The sequence below is a fragment of the Arthrobacter sp. 10L424 genome (assembly GCF_056395325.1).
This window is the reverse complement of sequence record NZ_JBFTJH010000013.1, coordinates 1-15,481: the sequence shown is the minus strand read 5'-3', so window position 1 is coordinate 15,481 and position 15,481 is coordinate 1. Positions and strand designations below refer to the sequence as shown.

At 65.8% G+C, this 15,481-nt stretch carries 17 protein-coding genes; 10 read left to right on the top strand and 7 right to left on the bottom strand.

Translation table 11 applies throughout. The features are described from left to right. Window positions 1–12 precede the first annotated feature (12 nt). The 3 genes from AC1DC5_RS17885 to AC1DC5_RS17875 all read left to right on the top strand — a co-directional run bounded on the left by AC1DC5_RS17885 (window position 13) and on the right by AC1DC5_RS17875 (window position 2,836). Complete coding sequence (locus AC1DC5_RS17885) at window positions 13–963, top strand: phosphoglycerate dehydrogenase (protein ID WP_476866038.1); 951 nt, start codon at window positions 13–15, stop codon at window positions 961–963. A 68-nt stretch (window positions 964–1,031) separates the two neighbouring features. Beyond that, window positions 1,032–2,009, top strand: coding sequence for an aldo/keto reductase (locus tag AC1DC5_RS17880; RefSeq protein WP_476866037.1), 978 nt, complete (start codon window positions 1,032–1,034; stop codon window positions 2,007–2,009). Window positions 2,010–2,074: 65 nt separating this feature from the next. Then, the gene (locus tag AC1DC5_RS17875) at window positions 2,075–2,836 is read left to right on the top strand and encodes an HpcH/HpaI aldolase family protein (protein WP_476866036.1); all 762 of its coding nucleotides are present in this window, start codon (window positions 2,075–2,077) and stop codon (window positions 2,834–2,836) included. Between the two features lie 143 nt (window positions 2,837–2,979). Here the strand turns inward: AC1DC5_RS17875 and AC1DC5_RS17870 are convergent, their stop codons facing one another. Continuing rightward, entirely contained in the window at window positions 2,980–3,555 is a 576-nt protein-coding gene (locus tag AC1DC5_RS17870) for an HNH endonuclease (RefSeq protein WP_476866035.1), read from the bottom strand. A gap of 170 nt (window positions 3,556–3,725) precedes the next feature. Between AC1DC5_RS17870 and AC1DC5_RS17865 the strand changes: the two genes are divergently transcribed. Next, a complete protein-coding gene (locus tag AC1DC5_RS17865) occupies window positions 3,726–4,088 on the top strand; it encodes a hypothetical protein (RefSeq protein WP_476866034.1) in 363 nt (120 codons plus the stop codon). A gap of 493 nt (window positions 4,089–4,581) precedes the next feature. Next, window positions 4,582–5,436, top strand: a complete 855-nt coding sequence (locus tag AC1DC5_RS17860) for an esterase/lipase family protein (RefSeq protein WP_476866033.1) — start codon at window positions 4,582–4,584, stop codon at window positions 5,434–5,436. Window positions 5,437–5,461: 25 nt separating this feature from the next. On the opposite strand, the gene AC1DC5_RS17855 is transcribed toward AC1DC5_RS17860, so the two are convergent. Together AC1DC5_RS17855 and AC1DC5_RS17850 are read right to left on the bottom strand one after the other, a co-directional pair. Next, on the bottom strand, window positions 5,462–7,042 hold the full coding sequence (locus tag AC1DC5_RS17855) for an alkaline phosphatase D family protein (protein ID WP_476866032.1): 1,581 nt from the start codon (window positions 7,040–7,042) through the stop codon (window positions 5,462–5,464). A gap of 106 nt (window positions 7,043–7,148) precedes the next feature. Next, window positions 7,149–7,628, bottom strand: coding sequence for a hypothetical protein (locus tag AC1DC5_RS17850; RefSeq protein WP_476866031.1), 480 nt, complete (start codon window positions 7,626–7,628; stop codon window positions 7,149–7,151). 265 nt (window positions 7,629–7,893) lie between these two features. Between AC1DC5_RS17850 and AC1DC5_RS17845 the strand changes: the two genes are divergently transcribed. Both AC1DC5_RS17845 and AC1DC5_RS17840 read left to right on the top strand, forming a co-directional pair. Beyond that, window positions 7,894–9,105 (top strand): acyltransferase family protein, encoded by a 1,212-nt coding sequence (locus AC1DC5_RS17845; RefSeq protein ID WP_476866030.1) that lies wholly within the window; start codon window positions 7,894–7,896, stop codon window positions 9,103–9,105. A 361-nt stretch (window positions 9,106–9,466) separates the two neighbouring features. Next, on the top strand, window positions 9,467–10,204 hold the full coding sequence (locus tag AC1DC5_RS17840) for a hypothetical protein (protein WP_476866029.1): 738 nt from the start codon (window positions 9,467–9,469) through the stop codon (window positions 10,202–10,204). Window positions 10,205–10,291: 87 nt separating this feature from the next. On the opposite strand, the gene AC1DC5_RS17835 is transcribed toward AC1DC5_RS17840, so the two are convergent. Next, complete coding sequence (locus AC1DC5_RS17835) at window positions 10,292–10,675, bottom strand: TfoX/Sxy family protein (protein WP_476866028.1); 384 nt, start codon at window positions 10,673–10,675, stop codon at window positions 10,292–10,294. Between the two features lie 328 nt (window positions 10,676–11,003). On the opposite strand from AC1DC5_RS17835, the gene AC1DC5_RS17830 reads away from it, so the two are divergent. Continuing rightward, on the top strand, window positions 11,004–11,207 hold the full coding sequence (locus AC1DC5_RS17830; RefSeq protein ID WP_024365339.1) for a cold-shock protein: 204 nt from the start codon (window positions 11,004–11,006) through the stop codon (window positions 11,205–11,207). A gap of 264 nt (window positions 11,208–11,471) precedes the next feature. Here the strand turns inward: AC1DC5_RS17830 and AC1DC5_RS17825 are convergent, their stop codons facing one another. Further along, window positions 11,472–13,280, bottom strand: a complete 1,809-nt coding sequence (locus AC1DC5_RS17825; protein WP_476866027.1) for an AfsR/SARP family transcriptional regulator — start codon at window positions 13,278–13,280, stop codon at window positions 11,472–11,474. Window positions 13,281–13,409: 129 nt separating this feature from the next. Between AC1DC5_RS17825 and AC1DC5_RS17820 the strand changes: the two genes are divergently transcribed. Then, window positions 13,410–13,604, top strand: coding sequence for a hypothetical protein (locus AC1DC5_RS17820; protein ID WP_476866026.1), 195 nt, complete (start codon window positions 13,410–13,412; stop codon window positions 13,602–13,604). Window positions 13,605–13,769: 165 nt separating this feature from the next. Here the strand turns inward: AC1DC5_RS17820 and AC1DC5_RS17815 are convergent, their stop codons facing one another. Further along, window positions 13,770–13,952, bottom strand: a complete 183-nt coding sequence (locus AC1DC5_RS17815; protein ID WP_476866025.1) for a PspC domain-containing protein — start codon at window positions 13,950–13,952, stop codon at window positions 13,770–13,772. A 199-nt stretch (window positions 13,953–14,151) separates the two neighbouring features. Here AC1DC5_RS17815 and AC1DC5_RS17810 point away from each other — a divergent pair, with 199 nt between their 5' ends. After that, the gene (locus AC1DC5_RS17810) at window positions 14,152–14,823 is read left to right on the top strand and encodes a hypothetical protein (RefSeq protein ID WP_476866024.1); all 672 of its coding nucleotides are present in this window, start codon (window positions 14,152–14,154) and stop codon (window positions 14,821–14,823) included. 465 nt (window positions 14,824–15,288) lie between these two features. On the opposite strand, the gene AC1DC5_RS17805 is transcribed toward AC1DC5_RS17810, so the two are convergent. Next, window positions 15,289–15,481, bottom strand: a 193-nt coding sequence (locus tag AC1DC5_RS17805) for a hypothetical protein (protein WP_476866023.1), incomplete at its 5' end; no start/stop codon positions are given.

Sequence of the window (15,481 nt, the reverse complement as noted above, 5' to 3'; positions counted from 1 at the left end):
GAGTTTCTTTCCGTGGAAATCCTCATCACCACCCCCAGCTTCGGCCAGCAGTCCAGGGAACCCTGGCAGGCACTGGAGGACCATGGCTTTACCGTGCGCCGGCCGGTCAAGCCGCACCCGCTCTCCGCCAGCGACCTCGCCGGGGAAATCGGGGATGCCGCGGCAGTGATCGTGGGCCTGGACGCCGTGGACGCGTCCGTCTTCGCTGCGGCTCCCAACCTCAGGGTCGTTGCCAAACACGGTGTGGGAGTGGACAACATCGACTGCGCCGCGGCCGCGGCTGCCGGAATCCGGGTGGTGAACGCGCCAGGGTCCAACTCCGGCGCCGTCGCAGACCTGACCTTCGGACTGATGCTCGCCCTCGCCCGCCAGATCATTCCCGCCCACCAGTCGACCCAGGCCGGAGGCTGGGACCGTTTCACCGGCGTCGAACTTACCGGCCGAACCCTTGGCCTGGTGGGTTTTGGCCGGATCGGGCAGGCGGTGGCCCGCCGGGCCCGCGCCTTCGACATGAAGGTGGTGGCTTACGATCCATACCTTCCCGCGGAGATCTTCCACCCGCTGGACGCGGTGCAGACAAGCCTGGAGAACTGCATCGCGTCCGCCGATTTCCTCAGCCTGCACATGCCGGGGACTCCTGGCGATCCGCCGATGTTGGATGCCGCCGCGCTCGCCACGATGAAGAAGGGAGCGTTCCTCATCAACGCAGCGCGAGGCGGGCTGGTTGACGAAGACGCCCTCGCCGGACGTCTTCACGCGGGTGCCCTTGCAGGTGCGGCGTTGGATGCGTTCAGCCTGGAACCGTTGCAGCAGCACAGCGCCATCCGGACGGCACCCAACGTCATCCTGACCCCGCACATCGGCGCCTTCACGGACCAGGCGAACGCCACGATGGGCGTGATGGTGGTATCGGACGTGGCGCGGGTGCTCCGCAATGAAGAACCGGTCAACCCCGTTGCCTGAACGCTGCGGACAATGAATGTGAAGCACGGGCTCGTGAAACAGCCCGCTCTGATGGAGGAAGCAATCTGATGCAAGGAATTATTGTGGCGGGCCTGGACCTTCCCGTTTCGCAACTGGCGCTGGGCACCATGACGTTCGGTGACACGGCCACGGAGGAGATTGCCGAGGGCATGCTTTCCACAGCGCTCGACGCCGGCATCACCGTTGTGGACACGGCCAACGGGTATGCCGGGGGAGCCAGCGAGGAAATCCTCGCCAAGCTCCTGCCGGGCCACCGCGACGACGTTATCCTCGCCTCCAAGGCCGGGATGCCGCATCCCGACGCCGGCGACAACTCACCGCTGTCAGCCGAAGGCGTCCGCCGCTCCGTTGAGGGCAGCCTTCGCCGCCTGGCGACAGACCGCATCGAGCTGTTCTACCTCCACCAGCCGGACCGGAAAGCGCCGCTCACGGAGACGCTCGACGCCGTCGGGCAGCTGATCCGCGACGGAAAGGTCCGCGCCTGGGGCGTGTCCAACTACGCGGCCTGGCAGATCAGCGAGCTGAACGCGGCGGCTGACGCGGCCGGCGTGCCGCGGCCGGTTGTGGCCCAGCAGCTGTACAACCTGCTGGCCACCCGGATCGAGGACGAATACCTCGAATTCGCCCAGCACACCGGGCTGCTGACCATGGTCTACAACCCATTGGGTGGTGGCCTGCTGACCGGCAAGCACTCCTTCACCGAGTCGCCCGCCGACGGACGCTTCGGCAACTCCCGCCTCGCGGAGATGTACAAGCAGCGCTACTGGGACCCGAGGCTCTTCGAGGCCGTCCGTCGGCTCGGCGACATCGCGGAGGACGCCGGCCTGCAGCTGCCCGAAGTGTCCTTCCGCTGGCTATTGAGCAAGCCGGGAGTGAGTTCCATCCTGCTGGGCGGTTCCAAGGTCGAGCAGCTGCAGGCCAACATTGCCGCCGCCGCCAAGGGACCGTTGCCGGAGGACGTCGTGGCAGCCTGCGACGCCGTGGCTGCGGAGACGCGTGGCCCGATGCCCAACTACAACCGCTAGCCCTCCTGCCCGAACCCACCTGATCCGTATGTGCCCGCATTGTCTGAACTGAAGAGGAATACCCCATGAGTGCCGCATCATTTGCCGCAAAAGCCCGAGCCAATGAACCCGTCGTCGGATACTGGGTGGTTCTTGACTCACCGGTGTCCACCGAGCGCGTGGCACGGCTGGGCTACGACTACGTGGCGCTCGACGCGCAACACGGTCTCATGGGCTATTCGGGCTGGCTTCATGGCCTGATGGCGATTGATGCCGCGGGGGCTGCCGGAATCGTCCGCGTCCCGTCCAACAACGCGGCGTTCATCGGGCAGGCGCTGGACGCCGGGGCAGCCGGCGTCATTGTGCCGCTGGTCAACAACGCCGAGGAAGCCGCCGCGGCCGTCCGGGCCGTTCGTTATCCGCCGCACGGCATGCGGTCCTACGGTCCCATGCGGTCTGCGCTGCGGATAGGGCCCACTCCGGCAGAAGCGGACGCCACGGTGCTGTGCCTGGCAATGATCGAGACGCCGGAAGGCCTTGCGAACGTCAAAGAGATTTGCGCGGTGCAGGGCATCGACGGTGTATACATCGGCCCGTCCGACCTGTGCCTGGCCGTGGGCGGAAAGTACCCGAACGACCCTGATGTGGCGGAGGAGTTCAACGCGGCGCTGGTCACTATCCGAGAGGCCGCGCAGGCCGCGGGTGTGATTGCCGCCATTCACACGGCCAGCGGTGAGATCGCCCGCCAGCGCATCGAGGAGGGCTTTACCTTCGTTACCGTGGCATCGGACCTGACACATCTGGAGATCGCGGCCGCCGGGCACCTCTCGACGGCACGCGGGGAGTAGCCGGTAGGGGCCTCATGCGACCCCGGATATCCCGGGGTGCAGGAGTGTCTATTCTTGGGGCGAGGCGGCTCTGACGTGCGATGGGTGGGGTCGCGGCGAGCGAGTGTTCGGCAGGGTACTGGCGCGAGTTGGCGCTCGGCAGCTTAGGAGAGCGGCTGCCGGGCGCCGATGCTGACGGGACCACCCTGCGCAACGTACGCCTGCCGCCGTCGCGCCATCCTTGACTGTTGACCGGGCGAGGGAACCCCAGCTCCCTTAGTCCGGTTGCACCTGGCACAGGCCGCGACAAAGTTCTGCAGGCTGGTGGATCCGCCCTTGGACCACGGGTAGAAATGGTCACCATGCTCAGCGGGACGCGGGCACCGCCGCCGGAGTCCGGCCTCCATCTCGCACTGGCCACCAGCGCGTGCCATGCCCTCCCGGCGTTGCTGGCGGCTGAAACGCCGGATCGGGTCCCTGCGTTTTATATCTCTGGCGCGGATGACGGCCGCAACAATCGTCAGAACCACCAGGAAAAGCCCGGGGACGCTGACCGCAGCCAGAACGCCGTCGAACAGTCCGCGAAGAATTTCAGCGGCGGTGGCCGCGCTGCGGTTGACCGGCTGAGTCGCCTTCGGCATGAGCGCCAGGAAAACGGAGGCGCCCAACCAGACAACGACCGCCGAATAGGCCGCACGCAGAGCCTGGCGGCTCCAGTAGATGCGTTTCAGTTCCACCATTCCGTCGTCCCCCATCAATCTTCAGTCCGGTCGATTCCCTGCAGCGCTGCAGCTAGGGAGATCGTACCTTCGGGCTCACAATACTGCGGTCCTCGCAGCTTCTTCTCGCAATCCCGCCGAAGCACCCGAAGCTTTGCCGGGTTTTGCAGGCCGGCGGGTAAGTTGTGACGATGGAAGATTCGGTCTTCGCCGAGGCGCTGCACCTGTTCGTGCAGGTCTGCCGCCGCCGCCAAATACCGAGGGAGGACATCGTCAGCGCCGACCAGTCCACGCATCCATGGGTCTTCGCCGGTGGCGTCGGGGAGGGATGGTCATTCACGCTGGGGGCCGACGCTGCTCGACGGTTTGCAGTGGACACCGAGGGGTTGCTCCATAACGCAACTCGAACCTGGGTCCTGCGGAAGGTACCAAGCTGGTATCAGGTCAGGGAGGGCGGCCATCATCTGGTCGCGACGAGCCCTATTGAGGACGGTGACGAGCAGTTCCGGGATGAACTGCTCGAAGGCCTCGTCAAGTACCTTGCGGACGTTTAGACACCGGGTACCGCGGGCGTCACGACGGTTTTCCGCAAGTCCGACGGCAGGGAGAGCCGACGGAGCCGGGCACGTCCCCGACGTCGTCCAGCTTGCACCACGAGCCTGCAGCACCAAGTCCGCGGGGACCTGCGCCAGCCGCGCGTAGGCGGTGAAGTTGACGTGCTCGTATTGCGCGCACGAGGACGAGGTGCCCGGCGCCGCAAACGGGCCGCCGAATGCACGTTTGTGCAGGCGCTGTGGACCGTTTTCTCAGGCCGTCTCGGGTGAAAAGAAGGTACTGACCAGTAGCTTTGTTTCTCGAGCGGGGCGTCATTTCAGGGCAGACAGGGCTCGCCCTCAGAGCCGGTTTTGGTGCACATCCGTGCAAAATCATGGCCGGATCGGGCTCCGGGCTGCCTACTGTTGAGTAACCGGGCAACGCTGGCCGACCCGCAGTACAACGGTTACTGCCGGCCCCGCAGCCCGCTGACACACGAACAAAGAGGTTTCCATGTCAATGCTCGCAAAAGTCCTGTCCACCGCCGCCGCTGCTGCCGTTCTGGCCGGCTCCCTGGCCGTGGCCCCCGCCCATGCGGAACCTGTTGAGATTTCCCCGCCGGGTGCCAATGACTGGTCCTGCAAGCCGAGCGCCGAGCATCCGTATCCGGTCATCCTGGTGCCCGGAACCTTCGAGAGCATGGACAAGAACTGGTCCACCCTCTCGCCAAACCTCAAGAACGCCGGGTACTGCGTCTTCGCCCTCAACTACGGCGAGACCAGCGGCGTGTATGCCACCGCGCCGGTCGCCGATTCAGCGCAGCAGCTCGCCCCGTTCGTGGATAAGGTGCGTGCCGCCACCGGCGCCAAGCAGGTGGATCTCGTCGGCCACAGCCAGGGCGGCATGATGCCCCGCTACTACATGGGCTTCCTCGGCGGCGCCAAGAATGTCCACCATCTCATCGGGATCGCACCCTCCAATCACGGCACCGAAGGCGTGGTTGTCCCGCAGCCGGGCGTTGTCCCGGACCCCAACTACACCGGCGCGGGCTGTGCCGCCTGCGCCGACCAGCAAGCGGGGTCGGCTTTTATGCAGAAGCTCAACTCCATCGGCGATACGGTTGCGGGACCCTCCTATACCGTCATCTCCACGGTGAACGACGAAGTGGTCATTCCCTACAACAGCCAGTTCCTCGACGGGCCGGCGCGACAGATCACCAACATCACCATCCAGGACAAGTGCCCGGCCGATCCGATCGAACATGACCAGACGCCGAACGACCCCGTGGTGCACCAGCTTGTGGCCCACGCACTGAGCATGGCGTCCGGTCCCGCTGATCCGGCCTACCAGCCCAACTGCGTCTTGTAAGTGGCGCAGGGCTGGGGGAGCGGCGCTACTGCAGCCCCGGCACCCCGTCCCGGATCGCGAACGACGCCTTCGTGCTGACGGGCGCGCCCGGCGTCGTGACGTAGTCCAGCGTCCGGAAGTCAGCGGTCATCGCGTCCTTCGTGATGCGGGTGTTCACGTAGCCGCGGTTGTCGTTGTAGAACTTCAGGTGCGGGTTCCAGGCCATTACCGGGTCCGTTGTGGAGCCTGAGCCGTTGCCGGTGGACGTGATGGACGTGCAGACGAGTTCCGAGCCCACCACGGGCGACGCCGGGTCCCTGTAGTCCACCTTGATGTCGTTGGCCCAGTTGCGGTGCACGTCGCCGGTGAGGACGACGGCGTTGCGCACATTCGCGTCCACCCAGCCCTGCGTGATGCGGCGGCGGGACGCGGCGTAGCCGTCCCACCCGTCCATGGAGACGTCGTCGATCTCCGGCGCTTGGTTCCTGTCCCGCTCGGCGAAGAAGACCTGCTGGCCCAGGATGTCCCAGCGCTGCGTGGAGTTCCGGAAGCCGTCCAGCAGCCACTTCTCCTGCTCCGCGCCGGTGATGGTGCGGTCCTCGGCCAAGCGCCCGGCCACGTTCTTCTTCCAGCCGTCGCCGGCGAGCTGGTCGTCGCGGTACTGCCGGGTGTCCATCATGTGGAAGTTGGCCAGCTGGCCCCACTGGATGGTGCGGTAGATCTTCATGTCGAACCTGGCCGGCACGGACGAGGCCCGCAGCGGCATGTTCTCGTAGTACGCCTGGAACGCGGCCGCACGGCGCTGCCGGAAATGCTCGGAGGTGTCGTTCAGCTGCCCGGCATCCCTGTTTTCCGGGACCTCATCCGCCCAGTTGTTGTCCACCTCGTGGTCATCCCACACCACCAGCCACGGCGCCACCGCGTGCGCTGCCTGCAGGTCGGCGTCGGCCTTGTACTGCGCGTGCCGCTGCCGGTAGCCGGCCAGGGTGGTGGTCTCGGGACCTTCGTGGTCGCGCGGGTTGCCGCCTCCGATCACGTAGCTGTCCTTCTTGTACTCGTACAGGTAGTCGCCCAGGTGCAGCACCAGGTCCGGGTGGTCCTGCGCCAGCCGCGCATAGGCGGTGAAATAGCCGTGCTCGTACTGCGCGCAGCTGGCGAACGCCATGGCCAGCGCCGCCGGAGTCTCGTGCAGCGCCGGGCTGGTGAGGGTCCGGCCCACCGCGCTGACGTGCCTGCCGGTGCGGAACCGGTAGAAGTATTCGCGTCCCGGGCGCAGGCCTTTCAGCTCTACATGCACGGAGTGCGCGGTTTCGATCCGTGCGTGTTCGACGCCGCGGGCTACGACCCTGCGCATGCCGGCATCCTCGGCCACTTCCCACGCCACCGCGACGTTGCGCGACGGCATCCCGCCCTGGCCGTCGCCGGCCACCGGGTCCAGGGCCAGCCGGGTCCAGATCACGAAGCCGTCCGGCCACGGCTCGCCGGAGGCGATGCCCAGCAGGAACGGATCAGTGCGGAGGCCGGCGTCGTCCGCGGTGGAAACGGCGACGGCGGTACCCGGCCAGGCGGCGACGAGCCCGGCCCCGAGGCCGGCGGAAAGAAGGGATCTGCGTGAAATGTTGTCCATGCCGTCGACCGTACGGCGGCCGGTTGGACAGGTTGCGAGTGCGATGTGAATGAGCGGTTAACTGCGTGACAAGAGCTGTCGGCTGGGTTCGACAGGTCCGGTTTTCTTACCGGTACCAGCCCACCGCACGGTCGTAGCTGCACTCCAGTGCACCCGTTCCGGGGGCAATGCCGCCGCCGGAGGGAAAATAGATGGCACCGAAGTCCGCGGCATCGGCGTCGATCCGGCCCTGGGCCCAGATCTGGGCGGCTTCCAGGTCTTTTTCGGGGATGGATTCCCGGGTGCTGTGGCCCCCGCCGAAGTGAATGTCCAGCTGATACGTCCCCGGTTGGGAGGTCCCGGCGTGATGGGCCGGATCCTGCTCATCACGCCTGCTGATGAGGACTTGGGCCGACGCATGGAGGACGGAGGGCTCGCTGGCCTGATTTCCGTGCTCCTGCTGTTTCATCCGCAGGCCCGAGACGACGCTTTCCACGGTGTCTTCCTCCGTGACGACGTAGGTGGAACCGTCGGCGTCGGCCTCTGAGCCGCCGACGCTTTTCAGATGCTGTCCGAATTGTTCGGAGCTGGACTGGCTTAAAGTCATGCACCCTCCTTGAGGGTTTTCGCGGCGGGTGCCGACCGTCTCACCCTAGACCCGCGGGGAGCATCCAGTCCGGTGATGCGGAACTATTTCTCGGGGAGGCCCACATCGAGGGGGCAATTGGACCTCCCGCCGACGGCGAAGACGATGACCACGTCTCCCGCGGCAACGACGGCAAGGGCAGGGGCCGTCCCGAAGCCGCGAAGCCGGGCTCGGGAACCATCGTCCGGCGAGGGACGCAATGTAACGAACTGGTAACATAAGGTGAATGCGCTCTAAGTCTGGTCAATCAAGAGTCACTCAGCTGGATGGCCTCAGGGGGATTGCCGCCCTGGTGGTTGTCGCCTGCCACGTTATGTCGACGCTCCCCGGAATCGGGAGCGCTGTCAACGGCGACCGCTCCACGGAACTCACCACCGCCGAGTCATGGGCTGTCTTTTCTCCACTGCACGTCCTCTGGAACGGCACTCCGGCGGTCCACGTCTTCTTTGTGCTCTCCGGCTTCGTGCTGGTCCTGCCGTTCACCCGGCCGGGGGCCGCCAGGAGTTGGGCGCAGTACTACGCCAAGCGCTTCTTCCGCCTCTACCTGCCGGCCTGGGCGTCCCTGGCGGTGGCCGTGGCGTTGGTCCTGATGATTCCCCGGACGGCGTCGCCGCTGCAGAGTCCGTGGGCGGACATGTACGTGACCCACCCCAGCGTGGGCCAGGTCCTCAAGGACGGACTGCTGATGCTGAGCGCGAGCACCATCAACACCCCGCTGTGGTCACTCAAATGGGAGGTCGCGTTCTCCCTCCTGTTGCCGGCCTACGTCTTTCTCGCCCTCCGCTGGCGGCGCCTCTGGCACGTGAAAATCGGCCTTGCCCTCCTGCTCGCTGTGGTGGGAGGGGTGCAGGACGTGGACTGGCTGACGTACCTCCCGATCTTCGCCATCGGGGCCGTCCTCGGCGCTGAACGTGAGCGGGTCCGCGACCTGACCCAATCCTGGCCGCGCTTTGTCTGGTTCTTCGTGGCCGCCGCCGGCCTGTTCCTGGCCAACGCGGAATGGATCAGCCGCGAGCAGCCGATCCCCGGCGTCGAGGCCGTCGTCACCGTGGGGGCCTTGCTGATCGTCCTGCTGTTCGTGTCCTGCGGCTCGGCCAAGAAGCTCGGTGATACGGCCGTGGCGCAATGGCTGGGACGTGTGTCCTTCAGCCTCTATTTGGTGCACCTCCCGATCATCCTGGCCGGCGTCACCTTGCTCCGCTCCGTCTCGCTTCCCCTGGCGCTCGCGCTCTCCGTGGCCGCCTCGTTCGGAATCGCCGAGCTGTTCTTCCGCTACGTGGAACAGCCCGCCCACCGGCTCTCGACGGCGGCAGGCCGCGCCGTTGCGCGCCGGACCCGCCGCGACACACGGGCGGAAACCCCGAACATCCCGGACGCAAAAGTCATTCCTGCGACTCCGCCCGTCCGGGAGATGGCGGACGCGACGTCGGGTTACTAGTAGCGCGGACCCCGGCTGCAGCACCATCACTCCGGAGGGTGGCCGCCGTCGGGCGTTCAAGCGGGTGCCGCGGTTACAGGCCGGCAGGGGCCAGCAGCTCGCGCAATAGTGTCCCGTAAAGCCCGGAAGCCTCTGGTCTTCCCCGAAGAGACTCGGGCAAAATAAAGCCGGACGGTGCCTGCCCGCTGCGACCGTTGGTTTCTTCTCTGTCGCTCCGGGGAAGCGGTGCCTCTCCACGCGTGGTGTTCGTCAAGGGTGTCCTGGTTCGATGCGGACTGCCCTACCTTTTCTACGTGGCCATGAGCACGCAGCGGTGCTCTGACCCGGACGGGATTTTCTGCTCAGAAGGAGTGGGAAGGTCATGAATCCACGAACCAGAATCTTTTTTGGTGTCATCGTGCTGTTGCTGGTTGTGGGCGGGGTGTCGCTGTTTGGCTTCGACACCACAAACAAGAGCAGTACCGCGGAGTACAACCCGCAGATCAATCCTGCCGATTTCACCACCAAGATCACCAATAAATACTTCGCCCTCCCGGTCGGCAAGAAACTGACGTACGAGACCGCCGAACAGGGAAAGGTCGCCGAGAGGGTCGAGATCGAAATCCTGCCCGAGACCATGACCATCGCGGGTGTGGAGACGGTGGTGTATCTGGACAAGGAATACAAGAACGGGCAGCTCGTCGAGGAAACCCGGGACTACCTGGCGCAGCACAAGAACGGCGACGTGTGGTACTTCGGCGAGGACGTGGACAACTACTCGAATGGAATCCTGCTGAGCCACTCCGGCAGCTTCCTGCATGGAAAAGACGGGGCCAAAGCCGGCATCTGGATGAAGGCCGAGCAGCGCCCCGGCGATTCCTACCGGCAGGAATTTTACGTCGGCCATGCGGAGGATATCCGGGACACCGTCACGACCGGCGAGACCGTCACCACGAAATCCGGCACCTACAAGGACTGCGTCAAGGTCTACGACTGGACGCCGCTGGAAAAGAACGCGCGGGAGTACAAATACCACTGCCCCGAGGTCGGCGCCCTGGTCCTGACCGAGGACCTGACGACAGGGAGCCGGTCAGAACTCGTGAACTTGACCCTGCCTTAGGCGTTGAACAACTCTCTTGCAGCGGCTCATCAGGCGCCTCCGAATTCGAGAGGCCATGCGCCGCAATCAGAAGTCCGACGGCGGGGGCTACTTTTTGGGCCGGGGCTTGGAAGCCTTCGGCTCCTTGGGCGGCAGCCCGGCCACGTGCTCGAATGCTTTCTCCACCCAGGCCTTGGCCCGTGCCTTGTCGCCGTCGCCCTCGGCGTTCCAGACTTCCGGCAGTCCGGTGTAGCCGCCCATGGGGCGCTCGGGCGGCCCGAACGGAACGGTCCGCTCGGTGCTTTCAAGCGTCTCTTTGTCCTGCTCGTCCAGCTTCACGCCGATGGTGGGGCCGAACAGGCCGGCGAACATGTTCCCGTTCACGAAGGCCCCCAGGTTCCCGAACATCGGCTTGACGACCACCTCGGGATGGTCGGGCAGCACCGAGCGGAAGTGGTCCTTGTCGGCGTCGGACGCTTTCGGCATTTCCATGAGTCTCCCTCTTATAACGGGCGGCGGGCTGGTCTTCCTGCAGGATATGCCTGCGGCCCGGTACGGTACAGACGGCCTGCCGGTCCGGTGCGGGACCCGGCCGGGGCCGGGCGGGCCTGCCGCGGACGGCAGGACGGCGGGGCTGTGGTAAGCCGCCCCGCAAATCTCCTGTAGAGTTGATCCTGTTGTTGTGTTTATGCAGTTCGTAGTTCAGGCAGTACGCAAGGTTGAGAGACCTTGTTCTTCTGAAGCAGCGGTTTTGAGCACCCCACACCGGAGGACCCGAAAGTCGGGACTTTTCCTCCACCTTCACGAAGGACAAAAAATAATGGCTACTGGTACCGTCAAATGGTTTAACGCTGAAAAGGGCTTCGGCTTCATTTCCCCCGATGACTCCTCACAGGACGTCTTCGCACACTACTCCGCGATCGCTTCCTCCGGCTTCCGCTCCCTCGAAGAGAACCAGAAGGTCTCCTTCGAAACCGAGCAGGGCCCCAAGGGTCCCCAGGCCGTAAACATCCAGGCTCTCTAAGACTTAGCTTCCAGCTAACTCTTCTGAGTCCGGAACCTTACAGGTTTCGAGCAGGGTCCGTCTTTGACGGGCCCTGCTTTTGTTTAACCCGGGTGTGCTTCATCCCCAATAGCTGGCAGATGGGGCCCGTTTTGAGCCCCCGAAGCGGCCCCTGCTGCCGGTCAGTTGGGGGTGGGCTTCACGGGAGCGCGGACGACGGCGGGACCGGGCTTCCGGAACCGGCTCCGGCCCCGCTCGACGGCGGTCAGCTCACTGCCGGTCAGCTCAAAGGGAGACGCTGTGCCGGCGGGCCAGGAACGCGGTCAGCGCGGGGTTGTCGATTTCCTTCGCGAGCCAGGGCACGGACTGGGCCGCGGCCTCGTCGCCGAGTGCCGCCCGGTGTGACTGCGCCCGCACCACGAACTCCCGCATCCCGCTCCGGCTGGCCAGACTGGCCAGCCGCTCTGTGAACTGGGATGCCCGCGGCGAGCCCGTGGCGATGGTGACCTCCGCCGCGACATCCAGCAGCCGGGCCGTGTACCAGAGGTACCACGGCTTCGGCTCGAGGCCCCGGTCGATCCAGTGTTCCGCGGCAGCGAGGTCGCCGTGGGCCAGGAACAGCCGGGCTTCGGCCCCGGCCGCCAGGGCCAGGAAGCAGTGGTCGCCGGCGAGTTCGGCCATCACCCAGGCCCGGTCGATCAGGTCCGCCGCCTCCTCCAGCCGCCCGGCGGCCAGGTAGGTTTCACCCCGGACCCCGGCGACAAACGGTTCGAACGCGGTCCAGTGTTCCGCAGCCACCCCTTCAAGCGCCCGGTCCAAGGCGGCGGCCGCCAGCCCGAGGTCCCCGCGCAACAGGTGCACACGCCCCAGCAGCGCCTCGCTGAACGCCAACTGCCGGCGGTTCGGGACCGCCTTGGCGAGCCTTCTGGACTCCGCGAAGTCAGCCACCGCATCGCCATAGTGCGCTGTGTCCGAGGCCAGCATGCCCTGGATCGCAAGGATCCTGGCCCGCTCCTCCGGGATTCCCTCGGCCGCCTGAATCGCCCGGTCCAGCCAGCCGGCCGCACGGTCCGGCACCCCGCGCTGGACCGACAAGTAGCCCAGCTCGCGGTACGCCGCGGCGGCAGTCCGGGAGACGCCGTCGGGCGCTTCCGCCGACAGTGCGCGGTGCAGGAAGTCGGCCACCTCGGCGCCGCGCCCGCCCGCCTGGTGGATCAGCGCCCCGGACAGCGTCACCAGCGACTCGGCCACGAGATGCCGGTCCGCGGTCCGCTGGGCCAGGACGACGGCCAGGCGCAACTGGTCGAGCCCCCGGTCGACGGCGCCCGACGACAAGGAGGCGCTGCCGGCGTCGAGATAGGACCGGACGGTGGCAACGGTGGCGTGAAGCTCGGGGTCGGCCACCGGCTCCGAGTCGGCCAGGGCACGGCGGACTTCCGCCGGCAGCGGCAGGCCCAGCTCACGGTGGTAGAGGTCCGCGCATTTGGCGACTTCCTCCCGCGCCCGCCGGTGATCGCCCAGGGCGACAAGGGCCTTCACCAGGACCGCGGTGCAGTCCGCGTGGAAGGCATCGCGGCGCAGTGCCAGCGAGGCGAGTTCCACGGCGTCGGCTGGGGCGCCCGCGGCGAGGGCGGACAGTGCCCCTTCGTACAGCAGCGACTGGACGCAGTTCTCGAGCCGGTACCGCTGGTCCGCCAGCCAGGAATCAAAGACGGCGTTGTCCGCGAAGGAGAGCCCCTCCAGCAGTTGGCCGTTAACCGTTCGGGGGTCCAGGCCGTGGCCGTTGGCCGAGCCGATGAGGTCCAAGGCATCGCAATGCCACGGCGGCAGGAGCGCCAGCCGGAGCGGGTCGCCGGTGATGGAGACGCCAGCCAGGGTCCGGCGCAGCTCGGACAGGTTCCAGCGCAGGGCGCCCAGCGGATCCGCGGCATCCGGGAACAGCAGCATGGCGGTCCGGGAGCGGCTCACGCCGTCCGGCTGCAGGGCAAGGTAGGCCAGCACAGCCCAGGCTTTGCGGCCTTTGGGCTGTGGGGGAGCGGTGCCCGAGGACTCGATCTTTGGCGGACCGAGGAGGCGGATCCACGTCTCGGCCATAGGAGTCATTTTACGCCGCGGGCTCTTTGGCGTCCCGGGAAATTAAGTCGCAGGGATTCACACGGTTGCTCACACGGTGGCTGCCGACACTGGAGCCATCCAATCCGCTCAACCCCTGAGGAACCAAAAATGGAACTGTTCGTAGTCCTGCTGTTCGGACTCGTGATCGTCGCCGGAACCGCCACGGTCCGCGCCGTGCTCAAGGACGGCCACGGCCACACTCCCGTGGTGCGGTCCACCGACTCGTGGAACGCCGGAAACCTGCCCAGCGAACCCTTCACGTCATCCTTGGCCTGGTACCTGCCGGGGTCGCGGGTGCAGTAGAGGTTGATTTTGACCAGGACAAGCGCCCGTACAGCGAACTTGTGTGGGGCGGCGGGCCGGCGGTCCGCCGCCCTCTCGGTGCCCGGCACGTTACGCAACGCCGCGGCCGCCGGCGGCGCGTTGGCGACGTCGGCACTCAGCCGGCAGCCGCCGTCGAACCTGCCGCTAACTGGCTTTCGGAATGAGGATCCACAGCGCGATGTAGACGAGCTCACCGACGCCAAAGAAGCCGAACAGCACGAATCCGAGGCGGACCAGTTTCACGGAAACGCCGAAGCGGTCAGCGAGGGCAGCGCACACGCCCGCGAGGATCTTGCGGTTCCTTGGCCTCACCAGTGATCGTTCCATCCAGCCAAGGTAGCAGTGCGGGCGCTTCAGGTGAACAGAAGCCGTCCACATGCCCTGGCCCAGCCGATGAGTCCCGCTCCAGACGCAGTGCCGGGCCTAGGCCTCCATTGGCAGCGTGCGTTCCATTGTTTTCTCAACCTCGAGGTCCTACCATCCGATAACCGTGAGGACTCGCAGCCCGACGAAAGAGAGACGCGCCATGAAAAGGACAGCACTAGGAGTACTGGCACTCGCTGGGACACTCGTCGTTCAACTCGCCAGCGCCGGAGCGAGCATCGCGGCGGAGCGGCACGTCACTCCGAAACCCGTCACTCCGAAGCCCGGCGTTACGAAAACCGTGGTGAGAGGCGAGGCGCTGACCGCGGAATTTGACCAGACGGATGGTTGCATACGGACGAGGGTCAGCGTGTTCGGCAGCGCCCTAACGCTCCGCGGATCCAATGCGCCCGAGAAACTGGGCTTTGTGTCTGTCACGCAGGACAACACCTGCACACAAACAACACTGATCGACGGATCCGGGGAGACGGAATCCCTGAACCTGGTCGTTCCGAACGGGTTGGCTAAGGGGCAGTTGAAGATGTCCCTGGAATTCACGAACTATGCCGACCCCGACAACCCGGTAGTTTCGCCGCTAACAGCCGACCTGTCCTTCCGGGCCACGGCTCCAGCCTCCACTACGTTTGCCAAGTCCAAGTACATTTCCGAGGGCATCAAATTTGTATCGTCGGCAAAAACCAAGAGCCGGACCGGCGGTGCCACCGGCACGGTAACCCTGGGGGCTAAAAAGCTAGTCTCGCCGGCTTCTTCGACGTACTACGCGACGATCGCCTGGGCGGACAGCAAGGAGAAGACGAAAGTCCTCCCCGTCTAGTAGCGCCCAGCAGCTCGTACTCACCGGGCTGACCCAAGGTTCCGCGGGTGCCGGGGGAGAGTTAGTTAAGGCCGGCGTCCCCGCCCGACGGCGGCCCGCAGCTCGACGTCGTAAGTGACGACGATGCCGGCTTGCAGCCGGATGTCCGACGGCGGGCGGTGGGCCGATGCCCGACGCCGGCTTGCGGCCGGATGCTCACACCGTCCGGCGGGATGCCCCATTCCGTGAGGCGGGCCCGTGGCGGGTGATGCACCGCACAAAAGCCGGGTGGTGTGGTTTTGGCCGGCGGGGGCTTCTTTGGGTGACTGGTTGCGGTGTGGTGGCGGGGTTTTTGGGGGTGCGGGTGGGGTGGTGGGGGTGGATTTGTGCCGGGTGCTGGGGGCGTGTATTGTTGTTCGAGTCGCCGCCGCTGATGCGGAAAGATAGCGACCGACCCCCTTCTGAACAGCCTGGAAAATGGCGCGGTTAGTTACGCGCTGATTTCGGGTGGGGATCCTGCTTGTGGAGTTGTGAGTCGCGGTAACGCTGATTTGCTAAGGCTTCCGGGTTCGGGTAAGTTAGATAAGTTGCTCCGGAGCGATCCACGGCTGAGGTTGTGGTGGTGCCGGGTGTGTCTGTTGTTTGAGAACTCAATAGTGTGCCAAGTTTGTTGATACCA